General features: G+C 69.4%; 18 protein-coding genes. 8 read left to right on the top strand and 10 right to left on the bottom strand.

Annotated features, from left to right (window positions below):
• The first annotated feature begins 89 nt into the window (after positions 1-89).
• Positions 90-1,205, top strand: coding sequence for an AI-2E family transporter (locus ACIOHC_RS17010; protein ID WP_389637043.1), 1,116 nt, complete (start codon positions 90-92; stop codon positions 1,203-1,205).
• Between the two features lie 245 nt (positions 1,206-1,450).
• On the opposite strand, the gene ACIOHC_RS17005 is transcribed toward ACIOHC_RS17010, so the two are convergent.
• A complete protein-coding gene (locus ACIOHC_RS17005; RefSeq protein ID WP_365694171.1) occupies positions 1,451-3,574 on the bottom strand; it encodes a glycogen debranching N-terminal domain-containing protein in 2,124 nt (707 codons plus the stop codon).
• Positions 3,575-3,699: 125 nt separating this feature from the next.
• On the opposite strand from ACIOHC_RS17005, the gene ACIOHC_RS17000 reads away from it, so the two are divergent.
• The 5 genes from ACIOHC_RS17000 to ACIOHC_RS16980 all read left to right on the top strand — a co-directional run bounded on the left by ACIOHC_RS17000 (position 3,700) and on the right by ACIOHC_RS16980 (position 9,040).
• Positions 3,700-4,749: a LacI family DNA-binding transcriptional regulator gene (locus tag ACIOHC_RS17000; protein WP_351085621.1), complete on the top strand. Its 1,050-nt coding sequence runs from the start codon at positions 3,700-3,702 to the stop codon at positions 4,747-4,749.
• A gap of 91 nt (positions 4,750-4,840) precedes the next feature.
• On the top strand, positions 4,841-6,082 hold the full coding sequence (locus tag ACIOHC_RS16995) for an extracellular solute-binding protein (protein WP_389637045.1): 1,242 nt from the start codon (positions 4,841-4,843) through the stop codon (positions 6,080-6,082).
• Between the two features lie 5 nt (positions 6,083-6,087).
• The gene (locus ACIOHC_RS16990) at positions 6,088-7,236 is read left to right on the top strand and encodes a sugar ABC transporter permease (protein ID WP_351085625.1); all 1,149 of its coding nucleotides are present in this window, start codon (positions 6,088-6,090) and stop codon (positions 7,234-7,236) included.
• Entirely contained in the window at positions 7,233-8,171 is a 939-nt protein-coding gene (locus ACIOHC_RS16985) for a carbohydrate ABC transporter permease (protein WP_351085627.1), read from the top strand. The genes ACIOHC_RS16990 and ACIOHC_RS16985 overlap by 4 nt, the downstream gene beginning before the upstream one ends.
• Before the next feature lie 248 nt (positions 8,172-8,419).
• The gene (locus ACIOHC_RS16980) at positions 8,420-9,040 is read left to right on the top strand and encodes an L-threonylcarbamoyladenylate synthase (protein ID WP_351085629.1); all 621 of its coding nucleotides are present in this window, start codon (positions 8,420-8,422) and stop codon (positions 9,038-9,040) included.
• Between the two features lie 110 nt (positions 9,041-9,150).
• On the opposite strand, the gene ACIOHC_RS16975 is transcribed toward ACIOHC_RS16980, so the two are convergent.
• On the bottom strand, positions 9,151-9,771 hold the full coding sequence (locus ACIOHC_RS16975; protein WP_401843076.1) for a TetR/AcrR family transcriptional regulator: 621 nt from the start codon (positions 9,769-9,771) through the stop codon (positions 9,151-9,153).
• 126 nt (positions 9,772-9,897) lie between these two features.
• Here ACIOHC_RS16975 and ACIOHC_RS16970 point away from each other — a divergent pair, with 126 nt between their 5' ends.
• Both ACIOHC_RS16970 and ACIOHC_RS16965 read left to right on the top strand, forming a co-directional pair.
• Entirely contained in the window at positions 9,898-11,337 is a 1,440-nt protein-coding gene (locus ACIOHC_RS16970; RefSeq protein WP_351085632.1) for an amidase, read from the top strand.
• A 406-nt stretch (positions 11,338-11,743) separates the two neighbouring features.
• Positions 11,744-13,690, top strand: coding sequence for a nucleic acid/nucleotide deaminase domain-containing protein (locus ACIOHC_RS16965; RefSeq protein ID WP_401843075.1), 1,947 nt, complete (start codon positions 11,744-11,746; stop codon positions 13,688-13,690).
• A gap of 151 nt (positions 13,691-13,841) precedes the next feature.
• Here the strand turns inward: ACIOHC_RS16965 and ACIOHC_RS16960 are convergent, their stop codons facing one another.
• From ACIOHC_RS16960 to ACIOHC_RS16925, 8 genes are all read right to left on the bottom strand, one after another.
• Positions 13,842-14,030, bottom strand: coding sequence for a ferredoxin (locus ACIOHC_RS16960; RefSeq protein ID WP_351085636.1), 189 nt, complete (start codon positions 14,028-14,030; stop codon positions 13,842-13,844).
• 31 nt (positions 14,031-14,061) lie between these two features.
• Complete coding sequence (locus tag ACIOHC_RS16955) at positions 14,062-15,258, bottom strand: cytochrome P450 (protein WP_351085638.1); 1,197 nt, start codon at positions 15,256-15,258, stop codon at positions 14,062-14,064.
• 683 nt (positions 15,259-15,941) lie between these two features.
• On the bottom strand, positions 15,942-16,460 hold the full coding sequence (locus tag ACIOHC_RS16950; RefSeq protein ID WP_401843073.1) for a transglycosylase SLT domain-containing protein: 519 nt from the start codon (positions 16,458-16,460) through the stop codon (positions 15,942-15,944).
• 546 nt (positions 16,461-17,006) lie between these two features.
• On the bottom strand, positions 17,007-17,885 hold the full coding sequence (locus ACIOHC_RS16945; protein ID WP_351084489.1) for an urease accessory protein UreD: 879 nt from the start codon (positions 17,883-17,885) through the stop codon (positions 17,007-17,009).
• 59 nt (positions 17,886-17,944) lie between these two features.
• The gene (gene ureG, locus ACIOHC_RS16940; protein WP_351084487.1) at positions 17,945-18,586 is read right to left on the bottom strand and encodes an urease accessory protein UreG; all 642 of its coding nucleotides are present in this window, start codon (positions 18,584-18,586) and stop codon (positions 17,945-17,947) included.
• Between the two features lie 221 nt (positions 18,587-18,807).
• Positions 18,808-19,494: an urease accessory protein UreF gene (locus tag ACIOHC_RS16935; RefSeq protein WP_389637732.1), complete on the bottom strand. Its 687-nt coding sequence runs from the start codon at positions 19,492-19,494 to the stop codon at positions 18,808-18,810.
• Positions 19,495-19,574: 80 nt separating this feature from the next.
• Positions 19,575-21,299 (bottom strand): urease subunit alpha, encoded by a 1,725-nt coding sequence (ureC, locus tag ACIOHC_RS16930; protein ID WP_389637683.1) that lies wholly within the window; start codon positions 21,297-21,299, stop codon positions 19,575-19,577.
• Positions 21,299-21,709 carry an urease subunit beta gene (locus ACIOHC_RS16925; RefSeq protein WP_351084479.1) on the bottom strand — a complete coding sequence of 137 codons (411 nt, stop codon included), beginning with the start codon at positions 21,707-21,709 and terminating at the stop codon, positions 21,299-21,301. The genes ureC and ACIOHC_RS16925 overlap by 1 nt, the downstream gene beginning before the upstream one ends.
• Positions 21,710-21,716 lie beyond the last annotated feature (7 nt).

Below are 21,716 nucleotides of genomic sequence, written 5' to 3'. Positions count from 1 at the left end.
ATCCGCAGCCCGACAACACGGAAGCCGGAGCACCGCCCGAAGGACGGCGCCACCGGATCCGTGCCGCATCACGCCAGGCGTTGCGCGGCATGCCGCGCCCCGCAGCCCGGGACTCGGGCCTGCAGCACGCACGGCCCGGTCAGCCGTACGAGCCACGCGTGAACCCGGCGCTGCGGACGGCCGCCGCGTACTCCTGGCGGATCCTCGTCCTGGGAGCCGTCGTGTACGCCGTCTTCTCGGCACTGGGACGGTTCCACGAGGTGGCGGCGGCCGTCTTCCTCGGTCTGATCGGCGCCGCGTTGTTGCGTCCGGTGGCGGATCTCCTGGCGCGCCGCATGCCCCGGCCGCTCGCCGTCGCCCTCGCGCTGCTCGGCAGTGCCGTCCTCGTCCTCGGTGTTCTTTCCCTCGTCGGCGAGACGGTCGCCGACGAGCGCGCCGGGCTGGAGCGGGAGTTCGGTGACGGTCTCGGCCGCATCGAGCGCTGGCTGGAGGCGCGGCCGTTCCGGCTGAACCCGGCAGCGCTCGACGACATCAAGTCCCGGATCGGGAAGTTCCTGTCCAGCCATCGTTCCATCCTCATCAGCACGGCCGTGAGCGGCGTCGGGCGGCTGGTGGAGGTGGTGACGGTGTTCGTGCTCGGGTTGTTCTGCTCGGTCTTCTTCATCCACTCGGGCGACCGGCAGTGGGACTGGTTCTGCGACCAGCTTCCGCGGACCGCCCGCACCCGGGTCGCGATCGCGGGCCGTGCCGCGTGGCGCACGTTCACCGGGTACACGCACGGCATCCTCCTGGTGGCGGCGACCAACGCGGTACTCGTCGGGCTGGCCCTGTTCGCACTCGGAGTACCACTGGCGCTTCCGCTGGCGCTGCTGGAGTTCTTCGCCGCGTTCATTCCGCTGATCGGCTCGCCGATCGCCCTCGCGGTCGCCGCCGTTGTGGCTCTGGCGTCGAAAGGTCCGATCGTGGCGGCCGTCGTCATCGCGCTGATCGTGGTCATCGGCCAGATCGAGGGCCATCTGCTGCACCCGATCGTGATGAGCTGGGCGGTCCGCCTGCACCCGGTGGTCGTCGCACTCGCGGTGATCAGCGGCGCCATCGCGGCGGGGGTGCTGGGGGCGGTGGTGGCGGTGCCGCTCGTGTCCGTCGTCTGGTCGGTCCATCAGGCACTGCGCCGGGCAGGCGAGTCCGCGGGCGAAACACCTTGAGGGTTTGCAGGCCCCGCGAGCCCGGCCTCAGCCGCTCTCCTCCCAGAAGCCACTCGGGAGACGCAGCGGTACCGGCCCGGGGCCCCGGGCCGGGCCGGGCACGCCAGAAGGCGAATCACCGGGGTGTCCCGTCGTACCACCATCGCCGCCGACGCCTCCTGGGGCCGGTACCGGCCGCCCGGTCCGAGGCAGGTCCCTGCCCCGGCTCGCGGGGTCCTGCCTCGGACCGGGTACAGCCGCCCGTGTCAACGGCGCGTCGCGTGCTCCCTCTTCACCACCAGGCCCTCGGGCGCCTCGATGTGCGCCGTACCGTCCGCGTCGACGGAGATGTCGAGCCGCCCACCCGCGACGTCGAGTCCCTCGACCTTGAGCGGCCGGTACGCCTCCGCGAACGCGGGCGCGACCGTGAGCGTTCCGCCGGGGACATCGGCGGAGAGACCGAGCACCGACTGGAGGATCATGACGGACGAGGCCGCCGCCCAGGCCTGCGGTCGGCAGGACGCCGGATAGGGCGAGGGCCGCGCGTCGGTCGCCGCGCCGTGGCCGGCGAACAGCTCGGGCAGCCGCGCGTCGAAGGCCGCCGACGCGGTCAGCAGCCCCTCGGACAGGGATGCGGCCGCCTCCGGGAACCCGGCCCTGACCAGGCCGTGCACGGCGATGGCCGTGTCGTGCGGCCAGATGGAACCGATGTGGTAGCCGTACGGGTTGTAGGCCACGTGATCGCTGCTCAGGGTCCTCAGACCGTGGCCCGAGTCGAGGTCGGGCGCGCCGAGCCTGGCGGCCAGCAGGGCGCTCTCCTCGTGGTTGAGCAGGCCCGTACCCAAGAGGTGACCGAAGCCCGAAGTGACCGAGTCGACCGGCTTCCTGTCCCGGTCGAGCGCCACGGCCGGGTACGGTCCCCGCTCGTCCTCCACCCAGAAGTGCTTGCGGAAGCGATCGCTCAGCCGCTCGGCCCACTCCTCCCACTGGTCGGCGCCGGGGCGACCGAAGGCGCGCAGCAGGTCCGCTCCACCGCGGGCCGCCTCGTACGCGTACGCCTGGACCTCGCAGAGCGAGATCGGGGACGCGGCGAAGCCCCCGTCGCGGTACCGGATGGAGTCGCCGGAGTCCTTCCAGCCCTGGTTGGCCAGGCCCCGCCCGGTGTGGTCGATGTACTTCAGGAAGCCGTCCCCGTCCGCGTCGCCGTGGTCACGCATCCAGGCGAGGGCGGACTCCGCGTGCGGCAGGAGCTGTTCGACCTGCTCGGGCGCGAGGCCCCAGCGCCAGGAGTCGTGCAGCAGGGTGATCCAGAGCGGGGTGGCGTCGACCGTGCCGTAGTAACAGGGCGGCAGGGAGAAGTTCTCGTTGAAGTCCTGGGTGGCGCGGCGCACTTCGTGCAGGATCTTGCCGGGCTGTTCCTCGGTGTCCGGGTCGGACTTCGCACCTTGTCGCCGGGCGAGCGTGCGCAGTGTGCCGGCGGCGAGTTCGGTGCCCAGCGGCAGCATCATGCGGGCCGCCCACAGGGAGTCGCGGCCGAAGAGGGTGAGGAACCACGGGGCACCGGCCGCCAGGAACTGGTCGGCGGGCTGCTCCGGGTCGGTCAGCCGCAACCGGTCGAGGTCGGCGGCCGACTGGCTCAGCCAGTGGTCGAAGCGCCGGTCGGCGCTGCGCAGCGCCGGTGCACGCCAGGGCAGGCTCCGCGCGGGAGGCGCGGGGAACTGGTCGCCGTCATCGTGCGCCGCCTCGCAGTCCAGTACGGCGGTCCATGACGAGCCGGGGGCGAGTGCGATGTCGTACTCCAGCCGTCCGGCGGCCGGGTCGACGGCGGCGGGCTCCGGGGAGCTGGTGAGGTGTACGGCGAAGCCGTCCCGGGACCAGTCGAGTCCGCTTCCGGTGGCGGAGGCGGTGACCGGGCTCTGCGCGTGTCCCGACTTGACGCGCTCGATCGGGGCGAGGTCCGTCCCGGCGGTGACGATCAGCCGGACACGGACGTGCTGCCGCCCCGCGTTGACGACTTCGAGGGTCTCCTCCAGGTGCCCGGGGGTGACGCGGCGACGCCGGTGCAGGGTGACGGCCGGGTCCGGCGTCTCCTCGCCCAGCCCGCGCAGCACACTGCGGAAGGCAGCACGGTCCGCTCCCTCGAAGGCTCCGCGCACCGGGGCGAGCGCGATTCCGTCCGCCGCGACGGTCAGCCGAGCAAGTGCCCTGCTGTCGCCGTGGTAGAAGCCGTCGGCCGAACCCTCGATCTGCCCGTCGTCGTGCGAGATCGCGAAGCTCGGAGCGTACAGCGTCACACAGGCGTCGTGCAGGAACGGCTGGAGGCCCTCGACCGACGGGCCGACCTCCGTCTCGGAGTTTGTTATGTCGTGGGTCTTGACAGTGGTGTCCAACAGAGCAGAACCTCTCAGGCATTGGAGCGTTCCAAGAACCCTAACGACGACCTCAGGGCGTTGACAATGCTTTTGGAACGCTCCAATAATCTCGTCAGTTCGCACAACCGGTTCCGGAGACTCCCATGCCCCGCTCCCCCAACACCCCCGCGACCAAGGCCGCTTCGGTAACCCTGGCCACGGTCGCGCGGCGGGCCGGAGTCTCTCCGCAAACAGTCTCGAACGCACTCAATTCGCCCGAACTGCTGCGTCCGGAGACCCTGGACCGAGTTCTGCGCACCATCGACGAACTGGGCTATCGCCCGCACCGAGCGGCGCAGACCCTGCGCACCCGCTCCAGCAAGCTCATCGGGTACGGGATCCGCCCCACCGCCCCGGGCACCTCGGCCCCGGTCATGGACCGGTTCCTGCACGCCCTGTCCCAGACGGCCGACGAGGCCGGGTACCGGGTCCTGCTCTTCGCCGCACCCCCCGGCAGCGCGGGCCTGGACGGGTACGAGGAACTCCTCGACCTGCACAGCGTGGACGGTTTCGTGCTCAGCGGCACCGACCGGGGCGACCAGCGCCAGGCCTGGCTGGAGAAGCGCGGCGTACCGTTCGTGGGCTTCGGCCGGATGTGGTCCGGTCGGCAGGTCGGCGACTGGGTCGATGTCGACGGCGCCTCGGGCACGGACGCCGCGGTCGAGCACCTGGTCGGCCTGGGGCATCGCAGAATCGCGTTCCTCGGCTGGCCGGGCGGCTCCGGGGTCGGCGACGACCGCGCCATGGGCTGGCAGCGCGCCATGCGCCGGCACGGACTTCCGGTGCGCGGCAGGCGGGCACGGAGCGTCGATGACATCGCTGCGGCGCAGGCCGCTGTCGGACCGCTGCTCGACGCGGGTGCGACGGCTGTGATAGCCGCCAGCGACATGCTCGCACTGGGCTGCTATCACGCCCTGCGCGAGCGCCGAGCCGTGCCGGGCAGGGATGTCGCGGTCATCGGTTTCGACGACTCCCCCACGGCCGCGCTCCTGTCCCCCGGACTGTCCACCGTCGCCCAGCCGCTTGAGGCTGTCGGCCGCGAATGCGTCCGGCTGCTGCTGGCCCGGATGTCGGACGTCGGCGCTCCGCCCGAACGCGTCCTGCTCGAACCGTCTCTCGTCGTGCGTGACAGCACGTCCGCGTCGGACGACTGAACCACCCCCCAACGCCCGTTCACGGGCCTCTATTCACAGCGCGCCCTTCCGGGCAGCTGAGCCGCAAGTGTCATCCCTCCTGGAGGAACTCATGGGAACCCGTACGGCCGTTGCCGCCTTCGCCACCTGCGCGGCGCTACTGGCCGCCACCGGCTGCTCATCCAGCTTCGGCGACAAGGAGCCGGAGCAGGACAAGGCCGGCAAGCAGAAGCTGACGGTACTGATCGCCACCTCGGGGGACGCCGAGACCCAGGCAGTCAAGGCCGCCGCCGCCGCGTATGAGAAGAAGTCGGGCAACTCGGTCACGGTCGAGACCGCCAAGGACATGAACCAGCAGCTTGCCCAGGCCTTCGCCGGGCACAAGCCGCCGGACGTCTTCTACGTCAACTCCGACCAGTTCGCGAACTACGCCAAGGGCGGCTCGCTGTACCCGTACGGCGACCGGATATCCGACGCCGACGACTTCTCCCAGCAGCTGCGGACCTCGTTCTCGTACGACGGGAAGCTGGTCTGCCTGCCGAAGGACACCTCCACCCTCGGTCTCGCCATCAACACCGACCTGTGGAAGAAGGCCGGGCTGACGGAGAAGGACTATCCGAAGAGCTGGGAGGAGCTGAAGACCGTCGCGGACAAGCTCACCGGCCATGGCGTCACCGGTCTGGTCACCAGTGACGAGTACCAGCGGCTCGGGGTCTTCATGAAGCAGGCGGGCGGCTGGCTCACCGACCCGAGCCAGAAGAAGATGACCGCCGACAGCCCGGAGAACGCCAAGGGGCTCGAGTTCGTCCAGTCCCTGCTCAAGTCCGGCTCGATGAAGTTCGCCAAGCAGGTGGACACCAGCTGGGGTGGGGAGGCGCTCGGCAAGGGCAAGGCCGCCATGACCATCGAGGGCAACTGGCTCGAAGGCGGCATGAAGCTCGACTACCCCGATGTGAAGTACACCGTCGCACCGCTGCCCGCGGGGCCGGCCGGTGAGGGCACCCTCGCCTTCAGCAACTGCTGGGGCGTCGCCGCAGACAGCGCGCACCGCGACGCGAGCGTCGACCTCGTGAAGCACTTGACGTCGGCCAAGCAGCAGGTCGCCTTCGCCGACGCGTTCGGTGTGATGCCGTCGCGGACCAGCGCCCTCAAGACGTACGCCGAGAAGAAGCCCGCCGCCAAGGCCTGGGTGGACGGCAGCGCCTACGCGCAGGGCCCGGTGACGATCGCCGGCTTCGACAAGGTGCTGAGCCAGTTCAACACCGATCTGCAGTCGCTGCGCACCGCCGACCCGAAGAAGATCCTCGCCGACCTCCAGCGCAACGGCGAACAGGCCATCGCGAAGGGCAACTGAGCCCCATGCCCAACCGCACGATGCGCGCGAGCGGTACCCCCCGAACGACCGGCACGCCGGGCGCACCTGACAGCGCACCCGGCGCGACCGGTACGACCGCGAAGGCTCGCGCCCGGCGCGCGGGCCTTCGCGGGGAGGGCACCTGGGGCTGGCTGTTCGTCAGCCCCATGGTGCTCGTCCTCGGCCTGTTCATGGTGCTGCCCATCCTGATGGCGCTGTGGGTGAGCCTGCTGCACTGGGACGGACAGTCCAACCCGTTCTCCAGCCAGGCCGATTTCGTCGGCCTGGACAACTACCGGTCGCTGCTCACGCAGGACGGACTGGACCGCACCCTCTTCGCGACCGCCCTGCGCAACAACGCCTACTACGTTCTGCTGACCGTCCCTCTGCAGACGCTGCTGGCACTGGGGCTGGCCCTGATCGTCAACCAGAAGCTGCTGCGGGGGCGTGGCGCCCTCCGTACGACGTTCTTCTTCCCTTCGGTCACCAGCTCCATCGCCGTCTCCACGGTCTTCCTCTTTCTCTTCCAGGGCAGCGGAGCCGTCAACTCCATGCTGTCCTGGATCGGAGTCAAGGGACCGAACTGGTTCGCCGATCCCCGCGGGGTGCTGTCGCTGATCCTGGGCGGCCTGGGAATCGTCGACCCGGAACGGCCCACCGGGATGCTGGCCGATCACTCCGTCATGGGCCTGTCGTGGTTCGAGTGGCTCTCGGGTCCCTCGGTCGCGATGTGCACACTCATCCTGCTCGCCGTGTGGACCACCTCGGGCACCTTCATGCTGATCTTCCTCGCGGCACTGCAGAACATTCCGCGGGAGCTGGAGGAGTCGGCCGCCATGGAAGGGGTCAACCGTCGCCAGATGCTCCGGTACGTGACACTGCCCGCGCTGCGTCCTGTGCTGTTCCTCGTCCTGACCCTGGGGCTGATCTCCACCTGGCAGGTCTTCGACCAGGTGTATGTGATGGGTCAGGGGGCTCCGGGCAACACGACGCTCACGCCCGCCTTCCTGTCGTACTCCTCGGGCTTCGAGGACGCGGACTTCGGGCAGGGCGCGGCGATCGCGTTCATCCTGCTCGCCCTGATCCTCATCCTCACCGCGTTCCAGCGCTGGGCGCTGCGGGATCGTGGCGCACGCACCGGGAGGAACCGATGACCGCCGTCGGCACGACCGCACGCGACCGGAATCGGCGTTCCTCTCGCCGTCCCGCGTCGCGCGACCGGGCACGCCCCGTCCTGAGCCGCTTCCCGCTGCCGTGGCGGCTCGTGGGGTACTCCGCGGTGCTGGGGCTGGGTCTGCTCTATCTGCTGCCGTTCGTCCTCCAGCTGGTGACCGGCTTCAAGACGGACCCGGACGCCGCCGCGCATCCGCTTGCCCTGATGCCCACCACTCCGACCACGGCCGCGTACCAGCGGCTGTTCGGACTGAGCCAGGCCGCCGGGGAGGTGCCGTTCCTGCGCTGGCTGGGCAATTCGGCGCTGGTGGCGGTGCTGGTCACCGCCGGCCGGGTGCTGTTCGACTCCATGGCGGGATACGCGCTGGCGCGGCTGCGCTTCCGGGGCCGCTCGGTACTCTTCGGCTTCGTGCTCGCGGTGATGGCGGTGCCCGGTGTGGCCCTGCTCATCCCGAAGTTCCTGGTGCTCAACACCTTCGGGCTCTTCGACACGTACACCGGCATGGTCCTGCCGCTGCTGGTGGACGCGGCGGGCATCTTCATCATGAAGCAGTTCTTCGAGTCGGTGCCGCGCGAGGTCGAGGAGGCTGCGCGGGTCGACGGGGCGGGGGTGTTCCGGATCTTCTGGTCCGTCGTCCTGCCGATGGCGAGACCGGCGTTGATCACCTTGACGATCCTGTCCTTCCAGGGGTCGTGGAACGAGTTCACGCACTTCCTCGTCAGCACGCAGTCCGGCCAGTACGAGACGCTCACCACGGGCCTGGCACGCTTCGTGTCGGGCGGACTCGGCGGCGGAACGCAGTATCCGCTGAAGCTGGCGGCCGCCCTGCTCTCCACCCTCCCGGTGGCCGCGCTGTTCTTCTGTTTCCAGCGCTACTTCGTGAACGGCGCCAACGCGGGCGCGGTCAAGGAGTGAGCTCCGGCGCCGTCGGAGACCGACGGCGCCGGGCCCCGCTCGCCATCCGGCCTGATCCGAAGGAAAGGCCCCGAGGGCTGTCCCGTAATCCCTGACAGGCGCACGACGAGAGCTACGGCACCTCGCCGCGTTTTCGGGACGTCCGCATACGTCCAGGGAGCGGACGCCCCTCCGCCTCGCGATGCACCGCATCCGACGCCGCTCGCTGATCCACTCTCTGTTGTGCACCAGGCCGTTAGACTCGGCGGATGGCGAAGTATTTCGACGTGCATCCCGAAAATCCTCAGCAGCGCACCATCCGCACCGTGGCCGACAGCATCCGATCGGGCGCGCTCGTCGCGTACCCGACGGACTCCTGTTACGCGCTGGGATGCCGACTGGGCAGTCGGGACGGTATCGGCCGGATCCGGTCGATCCGGAACCTCGACGACCGTCACCATTTCACTCTCGTGTGCCAGAACTTCGCTCAACTGGGTCAGTTCGTGCACGTCGACAATGATGTGTTCCGCGCGATCAAGGCGGCGACGCCCGGCCGCTACACCTTCATCCTTCCTGCGACGAAGGAGGTGCCGCGCCAGTTGCTGCACCCGAAGAAGAAGACGGTCGGAGTACGGATTCCCGACCACGTCGTCACTCAGGCCCTCCTCGCCGATCTCGGCGAGCCGCTGCTGTCCAGCACCTTGCTGCTGCCCGACGAGGACGAGCCGCTGACGCAGGGCTGGGAGATCAAGGAACGGCTCGACCATGTGGTGGACGCCGTGCTCGACTCGGGCGACTGCGGCACCGAACCGACGACGGTCATCGACTTCTCCGCCGGCGAACCCGAGATCGTGCGCCGGGGAGCGGGCGACACGACAAGGTTCGAGTAGCGGCCCGGAGGCGACGAGACGGTCGAAGCGAGCCGGGGCCAGGCCGTCCGGCACGCACCAGGCATCCTCTTTCCCGGCATCGGCGGACGTCACGGCGCCCGGTCGAGGCGTCAAATGCTGCGAGGGGACCGGACCACCGGCTCCCAGAGACCGCTCAGGTGAGCGTGAAGGACGTCCTGCGCCTCCGGTGGAGTGAAATGGCCGACGAGGACATGTGAGGTGAGACCGTCCGCAAGGGCGAGGAGGGTCCGGGCCTCGCGTTGTGGATCGAGGGGTACGGCGCGGTCGGCGCCCTCGTCCGCTTCCGAGATGAGACGGGCGAACATCTCCTGCAGGGCCGCGTAGTTCGCCTTCAGCGTCCGGGCGAGCGGCTCGCTGACAACCGCCTGCGCGACGAAGGCGAGCCAGACCCTGGCCTCGGCACGGTGTTCCTCCCGGAGCAGTGACATCTCGGCGACCGCGTGGCCCAGGGCGGTGGCCGCCGACTGGGCCGGGCTCCTGACGAGGCGGGCCCGCACGCGCTCGCCGATCCGCTCCCCGATGTGCCCGAGAGCGAACACGAGCATCTCTTCCTTGGTACGGAAGCATCGCTGAACAGCCCCCATCGACACCTGCGCACAGGCGGCGACGTCGCGAAGGGTCACACCCTCCAGTCCGCGCTCGTCGGCAATGCGGCAGACGGCCTCGGCGATCCGGCGTCGCCGCTCCGCGTGATCCACCTGTCTGGGCATCGGTCGCCTCCCTGACGCACGGTGCTCTGTTCCGTGGCCAACTTTATTCGATGCGAGCGTATCGTTTCTCGGGCTACAGTTCCGATGCAAGCGCATCGGAACGTGGACGGGAAAGGATACGAGCACATGCAGGACCCCCTGTGGAAGATGCCGGCCGCCGCTCAGGCGGAGGCAGTGCGCAACGCACACGTCTCGGCTGTCGAACTGATCGAAAGCCACCTGGAACGCATCGCTGAGGTCAACCCACGCATGAACGCGGTCACGCAGCTCCTGGCGGAGCGCGCACGGGCCGCCGCGGCGCAGACCGATCGCCGACGGGCCGCAGGTGAAGAGCTGGGGCCGCTGGCGGGTGTGCCGTTCACCGTGAAGGAGAGCACCGCCGTCGAAGGCGTGCCGACGACGTTCGGCACGGAGCGCTTCCGCGATCTGGTGGCACCGGGCGACGCTCCCCCGGTGGCACGGCTGCGTGCGGCGGGGGCCATCCCCATCGGGCACGGCAACATACCCACCCTGATCCTGGCGGGGATGCACACGCGCAGCGAGCTGTTCGGCGACACGGTCAACCCGTGGGACAGCAGCCGGACCCCGGGCGGCTCCAGCGGGGGTGACGCGGTGGCCGTCGCCACGGGCATGGCAGCGCTCGGACTCGGCAACGACTCCGGCGGGTCGGTACGCGTCCCGGCCCAGTTCTGCGGTGTGGCCGCGCTGAAGCCGTCCACGGGCCGGTTCCCCGCCGACCACCGCATTCTGGGAGCGGACGACCCCGGCCCGGCGTCCCAGATACTGGTCACCGACGGCCCGCTGGCACGGAGTGTGGGCGACCTGCGGCTTGCTTACGAGGCGCTGGCCGGAACCGATCCGCGAGACCCACGTGCCGTGCCGGTGCCCGCCTACGGCGAACCCCTCGCCGGGCCGGTGAAGGTAGCGGTTGTGGCGGACCCCGGCGGGCACGGCGTCCACCCCACGGTTCGCGGAGCCGTCGCGACCGCGGCCGAGGCGCTCCGCGATGCCGGATACGACGTGCGCGAGGTGCGGGACGTACCGCGGATGGACGAGGCCCTTGAGGCGTACGGCCGTATCACCGTGACCGAGTTCGCCCCGAATTGGCCAGTGGTACGCACGCTGCTCGGCGAAGGTGGTGACCGCTACATCGAGATGGCGATGGAGCGGACCCCGCCCGCAAGCGCGGACGAGTTCATGAAGCTGATGGGCACCTGGATGAACATCCGCCGCTCATGGGCCGAATTCCTCGATGAATACCCGCTGTTGCTCGGCCCTTCCTTCACCGAGCCCCCGGTCGAGCCGGGGCTGGAGTCACGCGACAGGGCGGGCCGGGACCGGGTCGCGTCGGGAATGCGTCTGTGCACCGTGACGAGCTTCGTGGGCGTGCCGGGCGTGGCCGTGCCGACCGGAGTGGTCGACGGCCTGCCGTCCGGGGTCCAGGTTGTCGGACGCGCTTTCCGGGAGGACCTGTGCCTGGCCGCGGCCCAGGCGATCGAGGACAGGCTCGGCGTGTTCACCCCGGTCGATCCGCGCATGGGTGCCGGCAGCGGCTCTCGGCCGTGAGCGGAGCCATCCCTGTGCCCGGCAACGGCGAGCACCCGGACCTGGATCGTGAGGGCCGTTGACCATCGGTCACCGGTGGACTCCATCAGCTGATGGGTTCTCCGGTGGCCGCCGAAGCTGCCGAAGTCGTGTCGCAACACCGCTGGCGGGCCTGCTCCGTGAGCGTCTCCCCCGGCGTTCGGCGTGGATCGACCGGGACCGAGTTTCCGCAAAGGGAATCCGTACCGGAGGTCTTCTGTTCCACACTCGACCCATGACGGGTGACGGGCGCAGGAGGCAGGGGAACTTACGGCGGCGGCTGGCGGCCGTGATGTTGGCGGTGGCGGTGGGATGCGCGCCTGTCCTGGTCGGGCCGCCAGGACACGCGATCGCCCAGCCGGAGACCGGTCGGCAGTCGAAACCGAGGATGCCCGACGGCTGGGTGGAGATACCGACGTACGACAACCCGATCACACAGATCGGTTACGACGCCCGGAAGGCCCGGCACAGGGGCAGTCCGAGCGACTGGGGCCGCAACATGGCCGTCGGTTTCGCCGACGTGACCTCCCTCTTGGCCGGGGAGGGAAGAGCGAAGCTCCAGGAGAAGTACGGACCGTACGAGATCCGGGAGGCCGCGGACGATCCCGACCTCTTCGCCGCGCTGGGGCTGGATCCGAGCATCAAGGCCCTGTTGGTGATACCGAAACTCAACGCTCCGAAGGGGGATCACTCCGAGGAGGAGATCTTCCAGGCGCTTGACGAGAGGGGCATCTCTCCGGACCTGCTGGTGGCGCTGTGGTCGGAGCGTTCACCGTGCGCCACCGTGTGCGCGCCCCGGATCAGAAGTCGTGCGAAGAATGTCAAGATCTTCTTCTCCGTGAAGGACAAGTCCTGGCGTGGCGGCAGTGTGAAAACAGTGGAGCGCTTCATCGTGCGTGCTCTCACGGACAAGGCCGACAGTACGGCGCGGAGCGCGAAGTCACCGTCGAAGGAACGGGATGCGGCACTCCAGCGGCAGCAGGAGGCCGCCACCGCCTTCACCCACGGGGAGGCTGCCACCGACTGCTCGCTCGGCTCGCAGGGTCTGGGACGCAGCGAGATCACCCTGACCGCGTACAGCCGCCCGTGCCCGCCCGAGGAACTGGCTTCGGCCCTGGCCAGGATGCTCGGCCGACCCGATTCCAGTCCCGGCGGAATCGACTTCTCCACCCTGGAACTGCGCTACATGGCCGACACCGGCTCGGCGAAGACCGGCCTGCGCTACTCCTTGAGTGCGGTTCCTGTCGCCCCCGTGGCCGCCGGGAACGACGACAACAGCCGGTCCGACGGCGTGAACGCCGTGCGCGAGGCGTCGGATGCGTTCTTCGTGTGGCTGACGCTGCCGACGTCCACGTTCTGGGTGAACCTCAATCCCAGCGAGCCCCGGCGAATCGTGGACGACTCCCTCGGACGGACCGATGCCGGGCGCGTCCTGCTCCAGGCCGACCTGCGCATGAAGAAGACGATCGCCCAGCTGATCCACCCGGACAGCACGCTCGGGGCCCGCTACTGGAAGCAGCTTCGGGGCACGTGCATGTCGATGCGCACCTGGATCGTGCCGGCACCGGCCGAGGTTCATGAGTCGTCCGATCAGCTGTACATCCTGGACGCCCCGCTTTCGGTGAAGATGGAGACCCAGTACCTCAACGCGCAAAACCCGCTCGGTACTCACCGGACCGGCTCGTGCCGGCGGCAGGAGAAGTCCGTCGAGGCGCACAACGAGTCCGTCTTCCGCAGCATGATCCTGCCCCGTGTGGAACGGGCCGTGAACACCGCCCCGGAGTACGCCTCGCTGCGACGCGTCTACCGCAGTCGGGTCGCGGCAGAGTGGTACCGCCGGATCAGTGAGCAGAAGACCACCGCCTATGGCGGGCTCATCAACCGGGGTGACATCGGCGATTGGGCCACCCGCACCCCCTGGAGGCCCGTCGACACCTTCAATGACTACGTCGACTCCTACACCAAGGGCGAGTTCAAGGTGACGCACCGGACCAGGAAGGGCAACACCATCTACACCGACACCTATGTGTTCGGTGGTGTCGACCTGACCAAGGTGCCGTTCCACGAGGTGGCGGACAACGAGTTCAGGGCGAAGTGGCCCAGGATGCCCGACCGTGTCGACCAGTCATGGGGGATGCCCGTCTCCGACACCGGATCGGTCTGGCTGGGCGGTGGCATCTCTCCCTCGAAGGCGCGGCAGGCCGCCGAAGGGGGATCGGGCCTCGACCGGTCCTCCATCGGCCCCGAACTGCGGTGGGCCATTCCGGTCGTTGTGCTCGCCGTGCTCCTGCTGCTCAGGCGTCGGCTGCGCCGTTCCGGGCGACTGCGCGCGTGAGCGGGAGGCGGACGTGGCGGGCGCGCCTCGCTCCACGTCGTAGGGCCCCGGAAGGGTGAGCGCGTCGTCCGGGGCCCTACGGAACAGCGGAACCGTCGCGAGGGCTCGCCGATCTCTCGTCGGCGGCTGAAGAGTTCGTCGACAGGGACCGCTATTCCACGGTGATGGCCTGCACCGGGCAGACGCGGACGGCTTCCTTGACCATCGGGTCGGTCACGTCCTGCTCGTGGCCCGGCAAGAGTTCGCTGAGGCCGTCGTCGTCCTGGGTGAAGACCTTCGGCGCGGTCAGCGCACACTGGCCGGCACCGATGCACACATCTTTGTCGATACTGATCCGCATCACCGCGGCATCCTTTCCGAGAGGGGTCCGGTCACCACGCCACGGGCAGTTCGAGCATGCCCTGGATCGTGTCGCCGGGCTTGAACGGGATCTCGTCGACGGGCGCCGCCAGCCGCAGCTCCGGCAGCCTGTCGAAGAGGGTACGCAGCGCGATCTCCAGCTCGGCGCGCGCGAGGTTCTGGCCGAGACACTGATGGATCCCGAAACCGAAGGCGACATGGTGGCGTGACTGCCGGCCGAGGTCCAGTTCGTCCGGCGCCGCGTACACGGTCTCGTCCCGGTTGATCACCGAAGTGGCCAGCACAACGCCGTCACCTGCGCGGATGGTCACCCCGCCCACCTCCATGTCCTCCGTGGCCACCCGTGAAATGGCGTCGGCGATGGACAGGAACCGGAGCAGTTCCTCGACCGCGCTGGGCATCAGATCCTCGGACGTGCGCAACCGGTCGAGCTGGTCCGGATACTGGAGAAGGGTGAACGTACCCAGGGAGATCATGTTCGCGGTCGTCTCGTGGCCCGCCACCAGCAGGATCTCTGACAGCTGGACCAGTTCCTCGCGGTTGATGGCTCCGCTGTCGAGATGCTGGGCGATGAGCTCGTCGAGCAGACCCTCGCCCGGCTCGGCCCGCTTGCGCGCGATCAGTGTCCGGAAGTACTCGTCGAGTGCGGCCCGTGCGTCCTCTACGTCGGCGGCATCCGGGCCGCGCAGCAGCCTGCGCGACTGAGCCTCGAAGAACTCATGGTCGGCGTACGGAACGCCGAGGAGCGAACAGATCACCATGGAGGGAACGGGCAGCGCGAAGGCACTCACCAGATCGGCGGGCGGCCCCTGCTCGATCATGGCGTCCAGCAACCGGTCCACGGTCTCCTGGATCCTCGGTCGCAACGCGGCGGTCCGCTTCACGGAGAAGCTCGGGATCAGCATCCGGCGCCGCTCGTTGTGCTCGGGATCGTCGACGCCGAGCAGTTCGACGCGACGCTTCGTACTCCGGGCCAACCGCTCCGTGACCATCGGGAACGCGGGGTTCTCCCGGTTCGACGACAGCCGCGGGTCCACCAGCAGCGCACGCGCCTCGGCATGCCCGGTCACCAGCCACACCCGGCGGCCGTCGAAGAGTCTGACCAGGGCCAACGGCCGGTGCCCGTCGCCCTTGGACCGGTACTCGGTCGGCGGGTGGTACGGACAGGTGCGGTCCTGGGGGAAGGAGATGGTCTCGGTATCTGCCATGGCGGGCCTCGCAAACAGGATGGAGGGAGTCCTACCGATCTCCCTCCACTAGATGCCTCAGTCACCTAAATGGTCTACGCGATGTTCGGCCAACTCGTCTCGGAGGCATCCCCTCCGCTCCGGACCCACGGTTCGTGGGCGGGCTCGGGCGACACCCTCCGCCCGGGTATGCCGTTCACCGGAAGCCTAACTCCGCGACCCGCGTCCCGCCCCGGGAACCACCGAGGGGCCCGATCACGGCCGGGAATCGCCCTGGCGCACGCACCCGCCGTACCGGAGCGCGGGGCGCGCACGCGCGTCGCGGATGTGACCGTGCCCGGGCGCCAGGCACCCGGAACACCACCTCGAACGCCACGATCGAGGACGAGCGGCCGCGCGGACCGGCGGCCACGGCGGCGTCTTCGGCTCACGCCGTGTCGTAACGGGCACGCCCTTCGGCCGTGCCCGTGGCGCAGAGACGCGGTTCGGGTTGCGCGAAAGCATCACACCACCGATCCACCCGCCCTTCTGCGCACACCTCGGAACGTCTCACCCACGCCCCTCCGGAAGAGGCCGGCCACAGGTTCACCGCATGTCCCGGACGTGCTCACCTCCCGTCGAATGGCATGCCGAAGGACCGGCACGGGCAGCTTCGGTGCTGCCGTGCCGGTCCCGGCTCACGCGGCGGGTGTGGAGTTCGCCGCTCAGTAGGCCGAGTTGACGTTGTCGATCGAACCGTAGCGGTGGGCGGCGTAGTTGGCGGCCGCGGTGATGTTGGCGACGGGGTTGGTGAGGTCGTGCGCGGTGCCGTCGACGTGGTAGGCGCTGAACGTCGGCTGGATCACCTGGAGCAGACCCTTGGACGGCACACCGTTGCGGGCGTTGACGTCCCAGTTGTTCTGGGCGTTCGGGTTGCCGCCCGACTCGCGCATGATGTTGCGGTGCAGCCCCTCGTAACTCCCCGGGATGCCCTTGGCCTTCATGATGGCCAGCGACTGCTTGATCCAGCCGTCGAGGTTGTTGCCGTACCCCTGGCCGCTCTTGCCGTCGGCCGCCGAGACCTTGGCCACGGAGGCGCCCACCGACTTCACCTCGGCGGCCTGGGCGGAGGTGGACGTCAGGGTGAGGGCGGCCGCCGCGGCACCCAGGGAAGCGATACCGGCGACGGACAGGGAACGGATACGGGCGATACGGGAGGTGCGGGACTGCGTGTGCGTGGTCATACGGAAGGAACTCTCCAATGCGGGGACGTCACGTGGTGCCCGCCGTCTCGATCACGGCGGCCTGCGGAGCGGAGCCCCGCCGTGCGGGCCGGTGCGATCCGGTCCGACGCGATCCGCCCGGCCCGGTCGCGGTCTCCCGCAACGACAGCCATGGTTAACGCCCGACCGAACCCGACGCAAGAATGTGACGTACTACCCAAATTAGGAGCAATGTCCGAAATACTAGATTCTGCGGCATTTTTGTGCCGATCGCGCCGCGCCGGTCCTCCTAGCCTCCTTAGGATGTGACGCACCTCCTATGGGTGGCATCACATCCCAGGGGCCGTATCGAGCGTCTCGACGGGCCTGCGACGGCACCCGAACGGGGCAGCCGACGGGGCCAGTGACGTCCCGCGGTCCCGGCGCGGGACCAGGGTGACAGCGCCTCGCCGCCCCGCACACACTCGACCCCGCCTGCCCCGGGGTGCGGGGGGCCGAGGTCGGCACCCCCCGCACCCCTGTCCAACGGCCGCGGAGGACAGGCAAGGGTCATGGGATCCGGCCGGGTCAGGTCTTCCGCAGGTCCGGGGCCGGGACATCGATGAGCAGCCTCCGCAGCGCGTCCCACGCCACGCGCATCGCTCGGGTGATGGCGGGTGAGTCGCTCCCGACGATGCGTACCCACGCACCGCAGTCATCGGGCAGCGTGCTCGCTCCGAACGCCAGGCCTGTGGCCACAAGCGCCTCGTGGAGGGTGTCCGCCACCCGGGTCGCGGGGGCGAGCGGAGTGACCGCGTACAGGGAGGCCATCAGATCGTGGTCCGCGAAGACCGCCGGACCGGTGACCGCGCCGGGCGCCTGCGGATCGAGGCGGACGCTGTCCACGGCCAGGAGTGTCCCGTCGGGACGCCGGATCTCCAGGTCACTGAAGAGCATGCGGTAGGCATGGCGTTCACCGCGGGCCAGCCGTCCGGCCGCGATCGTCTCGCCCAGGAGCACGGTGGCGGTCGGATCGACGGTCACCCTGGTGTGCTGGTAGAGACGTGCGTCCCGGTACGGGATCAGGGAGTCCGGCAGGTACTCGACGTAACTTCCGTCTCCAGCCGTGAGGTTGACGACCTGGGTCGCGTGGTCGAACTCCATCCGGTGGACCTTGGTGGCGGCCTGGGTGGTGAGGTGCACCGCGGTGCCGGGGCCGCAGTCGATGTCGATCCGGTTGCGGTCGGCCTGGATGACCCCGCCGCCGGTCGACATCAGATAGGTCACCGGCAGATCGGGCCGCGCCGGATCGACATAGAGCGGGCGCATGATCTGCAGCGGTGACTTCTGATAGCGGTCGACGAGCTCGGTCCGGTCGCCCACACGTGCGTAGCGCAGTTCGAGCAGGCCGACCTTGCCGGGGCGCCCGGCGGCCAGCGTGTCCGGGCGACCGGCGAGGTCGAGCATCCGGGCCGGTACCCGCCGGGGTTCGTAGTGCGCGGGTTCCAGCCGCGCGGGCGCCTTGGTCACGCGGAGGCCGCCACCTGGGCGGCTTCGTGGGACAGGAGGAAGTCGGCGATGATGTCGAGTCCCTCTCCGGTGAGGGAATTGGTCAGCACCACCGGCCGTCCGTCCCGGACGCGGTATGCGTCCGACTCCATGACGCCGAGATCGCACCGCACATAGGGTGCGATGTCCACCTTGTTGATGACGAGCAGCTCGCACTCGGTGATGCCGGGGCCCCGCTTGCGCGGCATCTTGTCGCCCTCGGCGGTGTCCAGTACGAACAGGAAGAGGTCGACCAGCGCGGGGCTGAAGGTGAGTGTCAGGTTGTCTCCGCCGCTCTCGAAGAGCAGGGTGTCCACGTCGGGGAAGCGCTCCACGAGTTCGTCCGCGGCGGCCTGGTTCATCGTCGGGTCGTCGCGGACCGCGGTGTGCGGGCAGGCCCCGGTCTCCACCCCCACGATCCTCTCCGCGTCGAGGAGCCCGGCGAGGGTACGGCGCACGTGCGCGGCGTCCTCGCTGGTGTAGATGTCGTTGGTGATGACGGCAGGGGTCCGGCCGCGCTCGATCAGCACGGGCACGAGCGCTTCGATGAGTGCGGTCTTTCCGGAGCCGACCGGTCCGGCGATGCCGACGCGCAGTACGCCGTCCTTGGGCCGCTGCATGAGCTCGTCCTGGTCGTGGTGGTGCCTGGCCTGCATCGGGTCGTGCATGGTGATCCTTCCGGTGTGGTGGTCTTCCAGGTGAGGGAGGGAGGGGCGGATGATGGGGCCTTTCGTCCGGAACACCCCGGGTTCGCATGCCCCGGTGCCGTGCCGCTCGCCGATCCCTGAGGGCTGTGCATCTGACGCCGCGCGCTGATCCGCCAGGGATTGCGGGACAGCTCTCAGCTGGCGAAGAGGCGTGCCTCGGCGCGCTCGTGACGGCCGGCCATGACATCCGCGACCGGGACACACCCTCCGATGTCGGCCAACTCCCGCCGCAGCGCGGCGTCGACGGTCTCCTCGATCACCGGGGCGGCCCCGTGCAGCACGACCTGCGCCCGGCGGTGGTCGGTCAGCCGCAGCCGCACGGCGGCCCCCACGAAACTGGCCGCGAAGGCGAACAGCTCGCAGGTGACCGCCTGGCGGGTCGACAGTCCGTTGGCCGCGTGGACGACGGCGGCGACGACCGGCTGGCAGCCGCGTACGGCTCCCTCCCGGTAGAGGGCCTGGTATCGCTCGATCTGTGGTGTGCGATAGACCTCGCCGGCGAGGTCCAGCAGCTGCCGTCCGGTGCGGACGGCAGCCTGCCGGGCCTCTCGACCCAATTTGGTGGCATGCAACCGCTGTTCCACGGCCACCACCTCCGCCCAGTCGTCGGCGGTGACCGCACGGTGGGCGAGGGCGAGGGCGGTCGCGTCGGCCGGCCCCGCACTGTTGCGCAACAGGTCCTGGAGGAGGGCGGGCAGGCCGCGCGGGGTGACCGCGCGGGCCTGTTGGAAGCCTTCCAGGCCGTGGGAGAGGGTGTAATAGCCGCTGGGGAAAGCCGAGTCGGTGAGCTGGAGTCCGGTCAGCAGCGCCGGGATCGGCATCGGGTCGTTCACGCCGGGGATTCCGTTCGTGCCAGGGGGCCGTCCGAGGTGGTCCGGCCGGTGACGGCGGTCGAGGACGGTCAGACGATGTAGAAGAGGTGGTTGAGCGGGAGCCGCTCCGCCGGCTCGATGGTGGCGGGCTCGCCGTCGACCGTGACCTTGTACGTCTCCGGGTCCACTTCGATGCGCGGCAGCGCGTCGTTGCGCACCATGTGCTCCTTGCCGATGGTCCGGCAGCGCTGCACGGGTTCGATCCGCCGCTGCAGCCCCAGCTTGTCGGGGACGCCCGCGGCGATGGATGCCTGGGACATGAAGGTCACCGACGTGCGCTGCCGGGCACGGCCGTACGTGCCGAACATCGGCCGGTAGTACACCGGTTGCGGTGTGGGCAGCGACGCGTTGGGGTCGCCCATCAGCGCCCAGTTGACCATTCCGCCCTTGATGACCATCTTGGGCTTGGCCGCGAAGGAGTGGATCGGCCAGAGCACGATGTCGGCGAGCTTGCCGGGCTCCAGGGAGCCGATCACGTCCGCGGCACCGACGGCGGTCGCGGGGTTGATCGTCAGCTTGGCCAGATACCGCAGGACACGCGCGTTGTCGTTGCGGGAGCTGTCCTCGGCCAGCGGACCACGCAGATCCTTGCAGTGGTGTGCCGTCTGGAAGGCGCGGACGAAGGACTCGCCGACCCGCCCCATTGCCTGGGAGTCCGACGAGAAGATGCTGATCACGCCGAGGTCGTGCAGAACGGTCTCGGCCGCGATCGTCTCGGCCCGCACCCGGCTGTCGGCGAACGACACGTCCTCGGGGATGTCGCGGGACAAGTGGTGACAGACCATCACCATGTCCAGCAACTCGTCCACCGCGTTGATCGTGTACGGCAGGGTCGGGTTGGTGGAGGCAGGCAGTACGTTGGCCTCGCCGGACACCCGGATGATGTCGGGGGCGTGACCGCCACCGGCGCCCTCGGTGTGGAAGGTGTGGATGGTCCGGCCGTCGATGGCCGACAGGGTGTCCTCGTAGAAGCCGCCCTCGTTGAGGGTGTCGGTGTGAATGGCCATCTGGACGTCGTGCTCGTCTGCTACCCGGAGCGCGGTGTCGATGGTGGCGGGGGTGGCGCCCCAGTCCTCGTGCACCTTCAGTCCGGCCGCGCCCGCCTCGACCTGCTCGCGCAGCGCCTCGGGCAGGCTGCCGTTTCCCTTGCCGAGCAGACCCACGTTGACCGGCAGGTCCTCCACAGCCTCCAGCATCCGGTGGATGTTCCACGGGCCGGGGGTGCAGGTGGTGCCGTTGGAGCCGTCGGTCGGCCCGGTGCCTCCGCCGAAGAAGGTGGTGATGCCGTTGGACAGACCCTCCTGGGCCTGCTGGGGCGCGATGAAGTGGATGTGCGTGTCGACGCCCCCGGCGGTGGCGATGAGGTGTTCGCCGGATATCACCTCGGTGCCGGGGCCGATGACGAGCTTGGGGTCGACTCCGCTCTGCAGATGCGGGTTTCCCGCCTTGCCGACACCGACGATCAGGCCGCCGCGTACGCCGATGTCGCCCTTGACCACACCCAGAACCGGGTCGAGCACCACAACATTGGTGATGACGAGGTCCAGGGCGCCTTCGCGGTTGAGTACGGAGGGGTCCTGGGCCATCCCGTCCCGGATGGCCTTGCCTCCCCCGTAGACGGCCTCTTCCCCGTAGGAACCGGCGTTGTGGTCGTACTCGACCTCGACGACCAGATTGGTGTCGGCCAGGTGGAAGCGGTCGCCGACGGTGGGACCGAACAGATCCGTGTACTGCTTGCGCGGGATGATCGCCATCAGGTACGGGCCCCCTCGTGGTCGGTCTCGGTGTCGCTGTCGTCGTGTGTGAAGCCGAGCTCCGCCGCGCGACGGAGGGCGACGCGCTTGGTGTCCGGGGCCGACAGTCCCCCGTTGACGAGCGCGGCGAAGCCGGTGAGCCGCCCGGTGCCGGCGAAGGCGCACAGCTCCACCTCGCGGGTGTCGCCGGGCTCGAAGCGCACAGCGGTGCCGGACGGGATGTCCAGGCGCATGCCGTAGGCGGCCTCGCGGTCGAAGCGCAGGGCGCGGTTGATCTCGAAGAAGTGGTAGTGCGAGCCGATCTGCACGGCCCGGTCACCGGTGTTGGCGACCGTGAGTGTGATCCTGGCCCGGCCGGCGTTGATCTCGACGGGGTCGTCCCCGTAGAGGTAATGAGCTCCGCCAGACATCTGTGTC

This window comes from Streptomyces sp. NPDC088252 (assembly GCF_044740965.1).
In the GTDB taxonomy this organism is placed as follows: Bacteria; Actinomycetota; Actinomycetes; order Streptomycetales; family Streptomycetaceae; genus Streptomyces.
Note: the sequence above shows the minus strand (reverse complement) of the source record. Positions and strands in the feature narration are given on the sequence as shown.

Bases quoted from the DNA above. Each gene is read 5' to 3' on its own strand.
- ACIOHC_RS17010 (WP_389637043.1), top strand. From the start codon at position 90: ATGCCGCGCCCCGCAGCCCGGGACTCGGGCCTGCAGCACGCACGGCCC.
- ACIOHC_RS17000 (WP_351085621.1), top strand. From the start codon at position 3,700: ATGCCCCGCTCCCCCAACACCCCCGCGACCAAGGCCGCTTCGGTAACC.
- ACIOHC_RS16995 (WP_389637045.1), top strand. From the start codon at position 4,841: ATGGGAACCCGTACGGCCGTTGCCGCCTTCGCCACCTGCGCGGCGCTA.
- ACIOHC_RS16990 (WP_351085625.1), top strand. From the start codon at position 6,088: ATGCCCAACCGCACGATGCGCGCGAGCGGTACCCCCCGAACGACCGGC.
- ACIOHC_RS16985 (WP_351085627.1), top strand. From the start codon at position 7,233: ATGACCGCCGTCGGCACGACCGCACGCGACCGGAATCGGCGTTCCTCT.
- ACIOHC_RS16980 (WP_351085629.1), top strand. From the start codon at position 8,420: ATGGCGAAGTATTTCGACGTGCATCCCGAAAATCCTCAGCAGCGCACC.
- ACIOHC_RS16975 (WP_401843076.1), bottom strand. From the start codon at position 9,771: ATGCCCAGACAGGTGGATCACGCGGAGCGGCGACGCCGGATCGCCGAG.
- ACIOHC_RS16970 (WP_351085632.1), top strand. From the start codon at position 9,898: ATGCAGGACCCCCTGTGGAAGATGCCGGCCGCCGCTCAGGCGGAGGCA.
- ACIOHC_RS16965 (WP_401843075.1), top strand. From the start codon at position 11,744: ATGCCCGACGGCTGGGTGGAGATACCGACGTACGACAACCCGATCACA.
- ACIOHC_RS16960 (WP_351085636.1), bottom strand. From the start codon at position 14,030: ATGCGGATCAGTATCGACAAAGATGTGTGCATCGGTGCCGGCCAGTGT.
- ACIOHC_RS16955 (WP_351085638.1), bottom strand. From the start codon at position 15,258: ATGGCAGATACCGAGACCATCTCCTTCCCCCAGGACCGCACCTGTCCG.
- ACIOHC_RS16950 (WP_401843073.1), bottom strand. From the start codon at position 16,460: ATGACCACGCACACGCAGTCCCGCACCTCCCGTATCGCCCGTATCCGT.
- ACIOHC_RS16945 (WP_351084489.1), bottom strand. From the start codon at position 17,885: ATGCTCGACCTCGCCGGTCGCCCGGACACGCTGGCCGCCGGGCGCCCC.
- ureG (WP_351084487.1), bottom strand. From the start codon at position 18,586: ATGCAGCGGCCCAAGGACGGCGTACTGCGCGTCGGCATCGCCGGACCG.
- ACIOHC_RS16935 (WP_389637732.1), bottom strand. From the start codon at position 19,494: ATGCCGATCCCGGCGCTGCTGACCGGACTCCAGCTCACCGACTCGGCT.
- ureC (WP_389637683.1), bottom strand. From the start codon at position 21,299: ATGGCGATCATCCCGCGCAAGCAGTACACGGATCTGTTCGGTCCCACC.
- ACIOHC_RS16925 (WP_351084479.1), bottom strand. From the start codon at position 21,709: ATGTCTGGCGGAGCTCATTACCTCTACGGGGACGACCCCGTCGAGATC.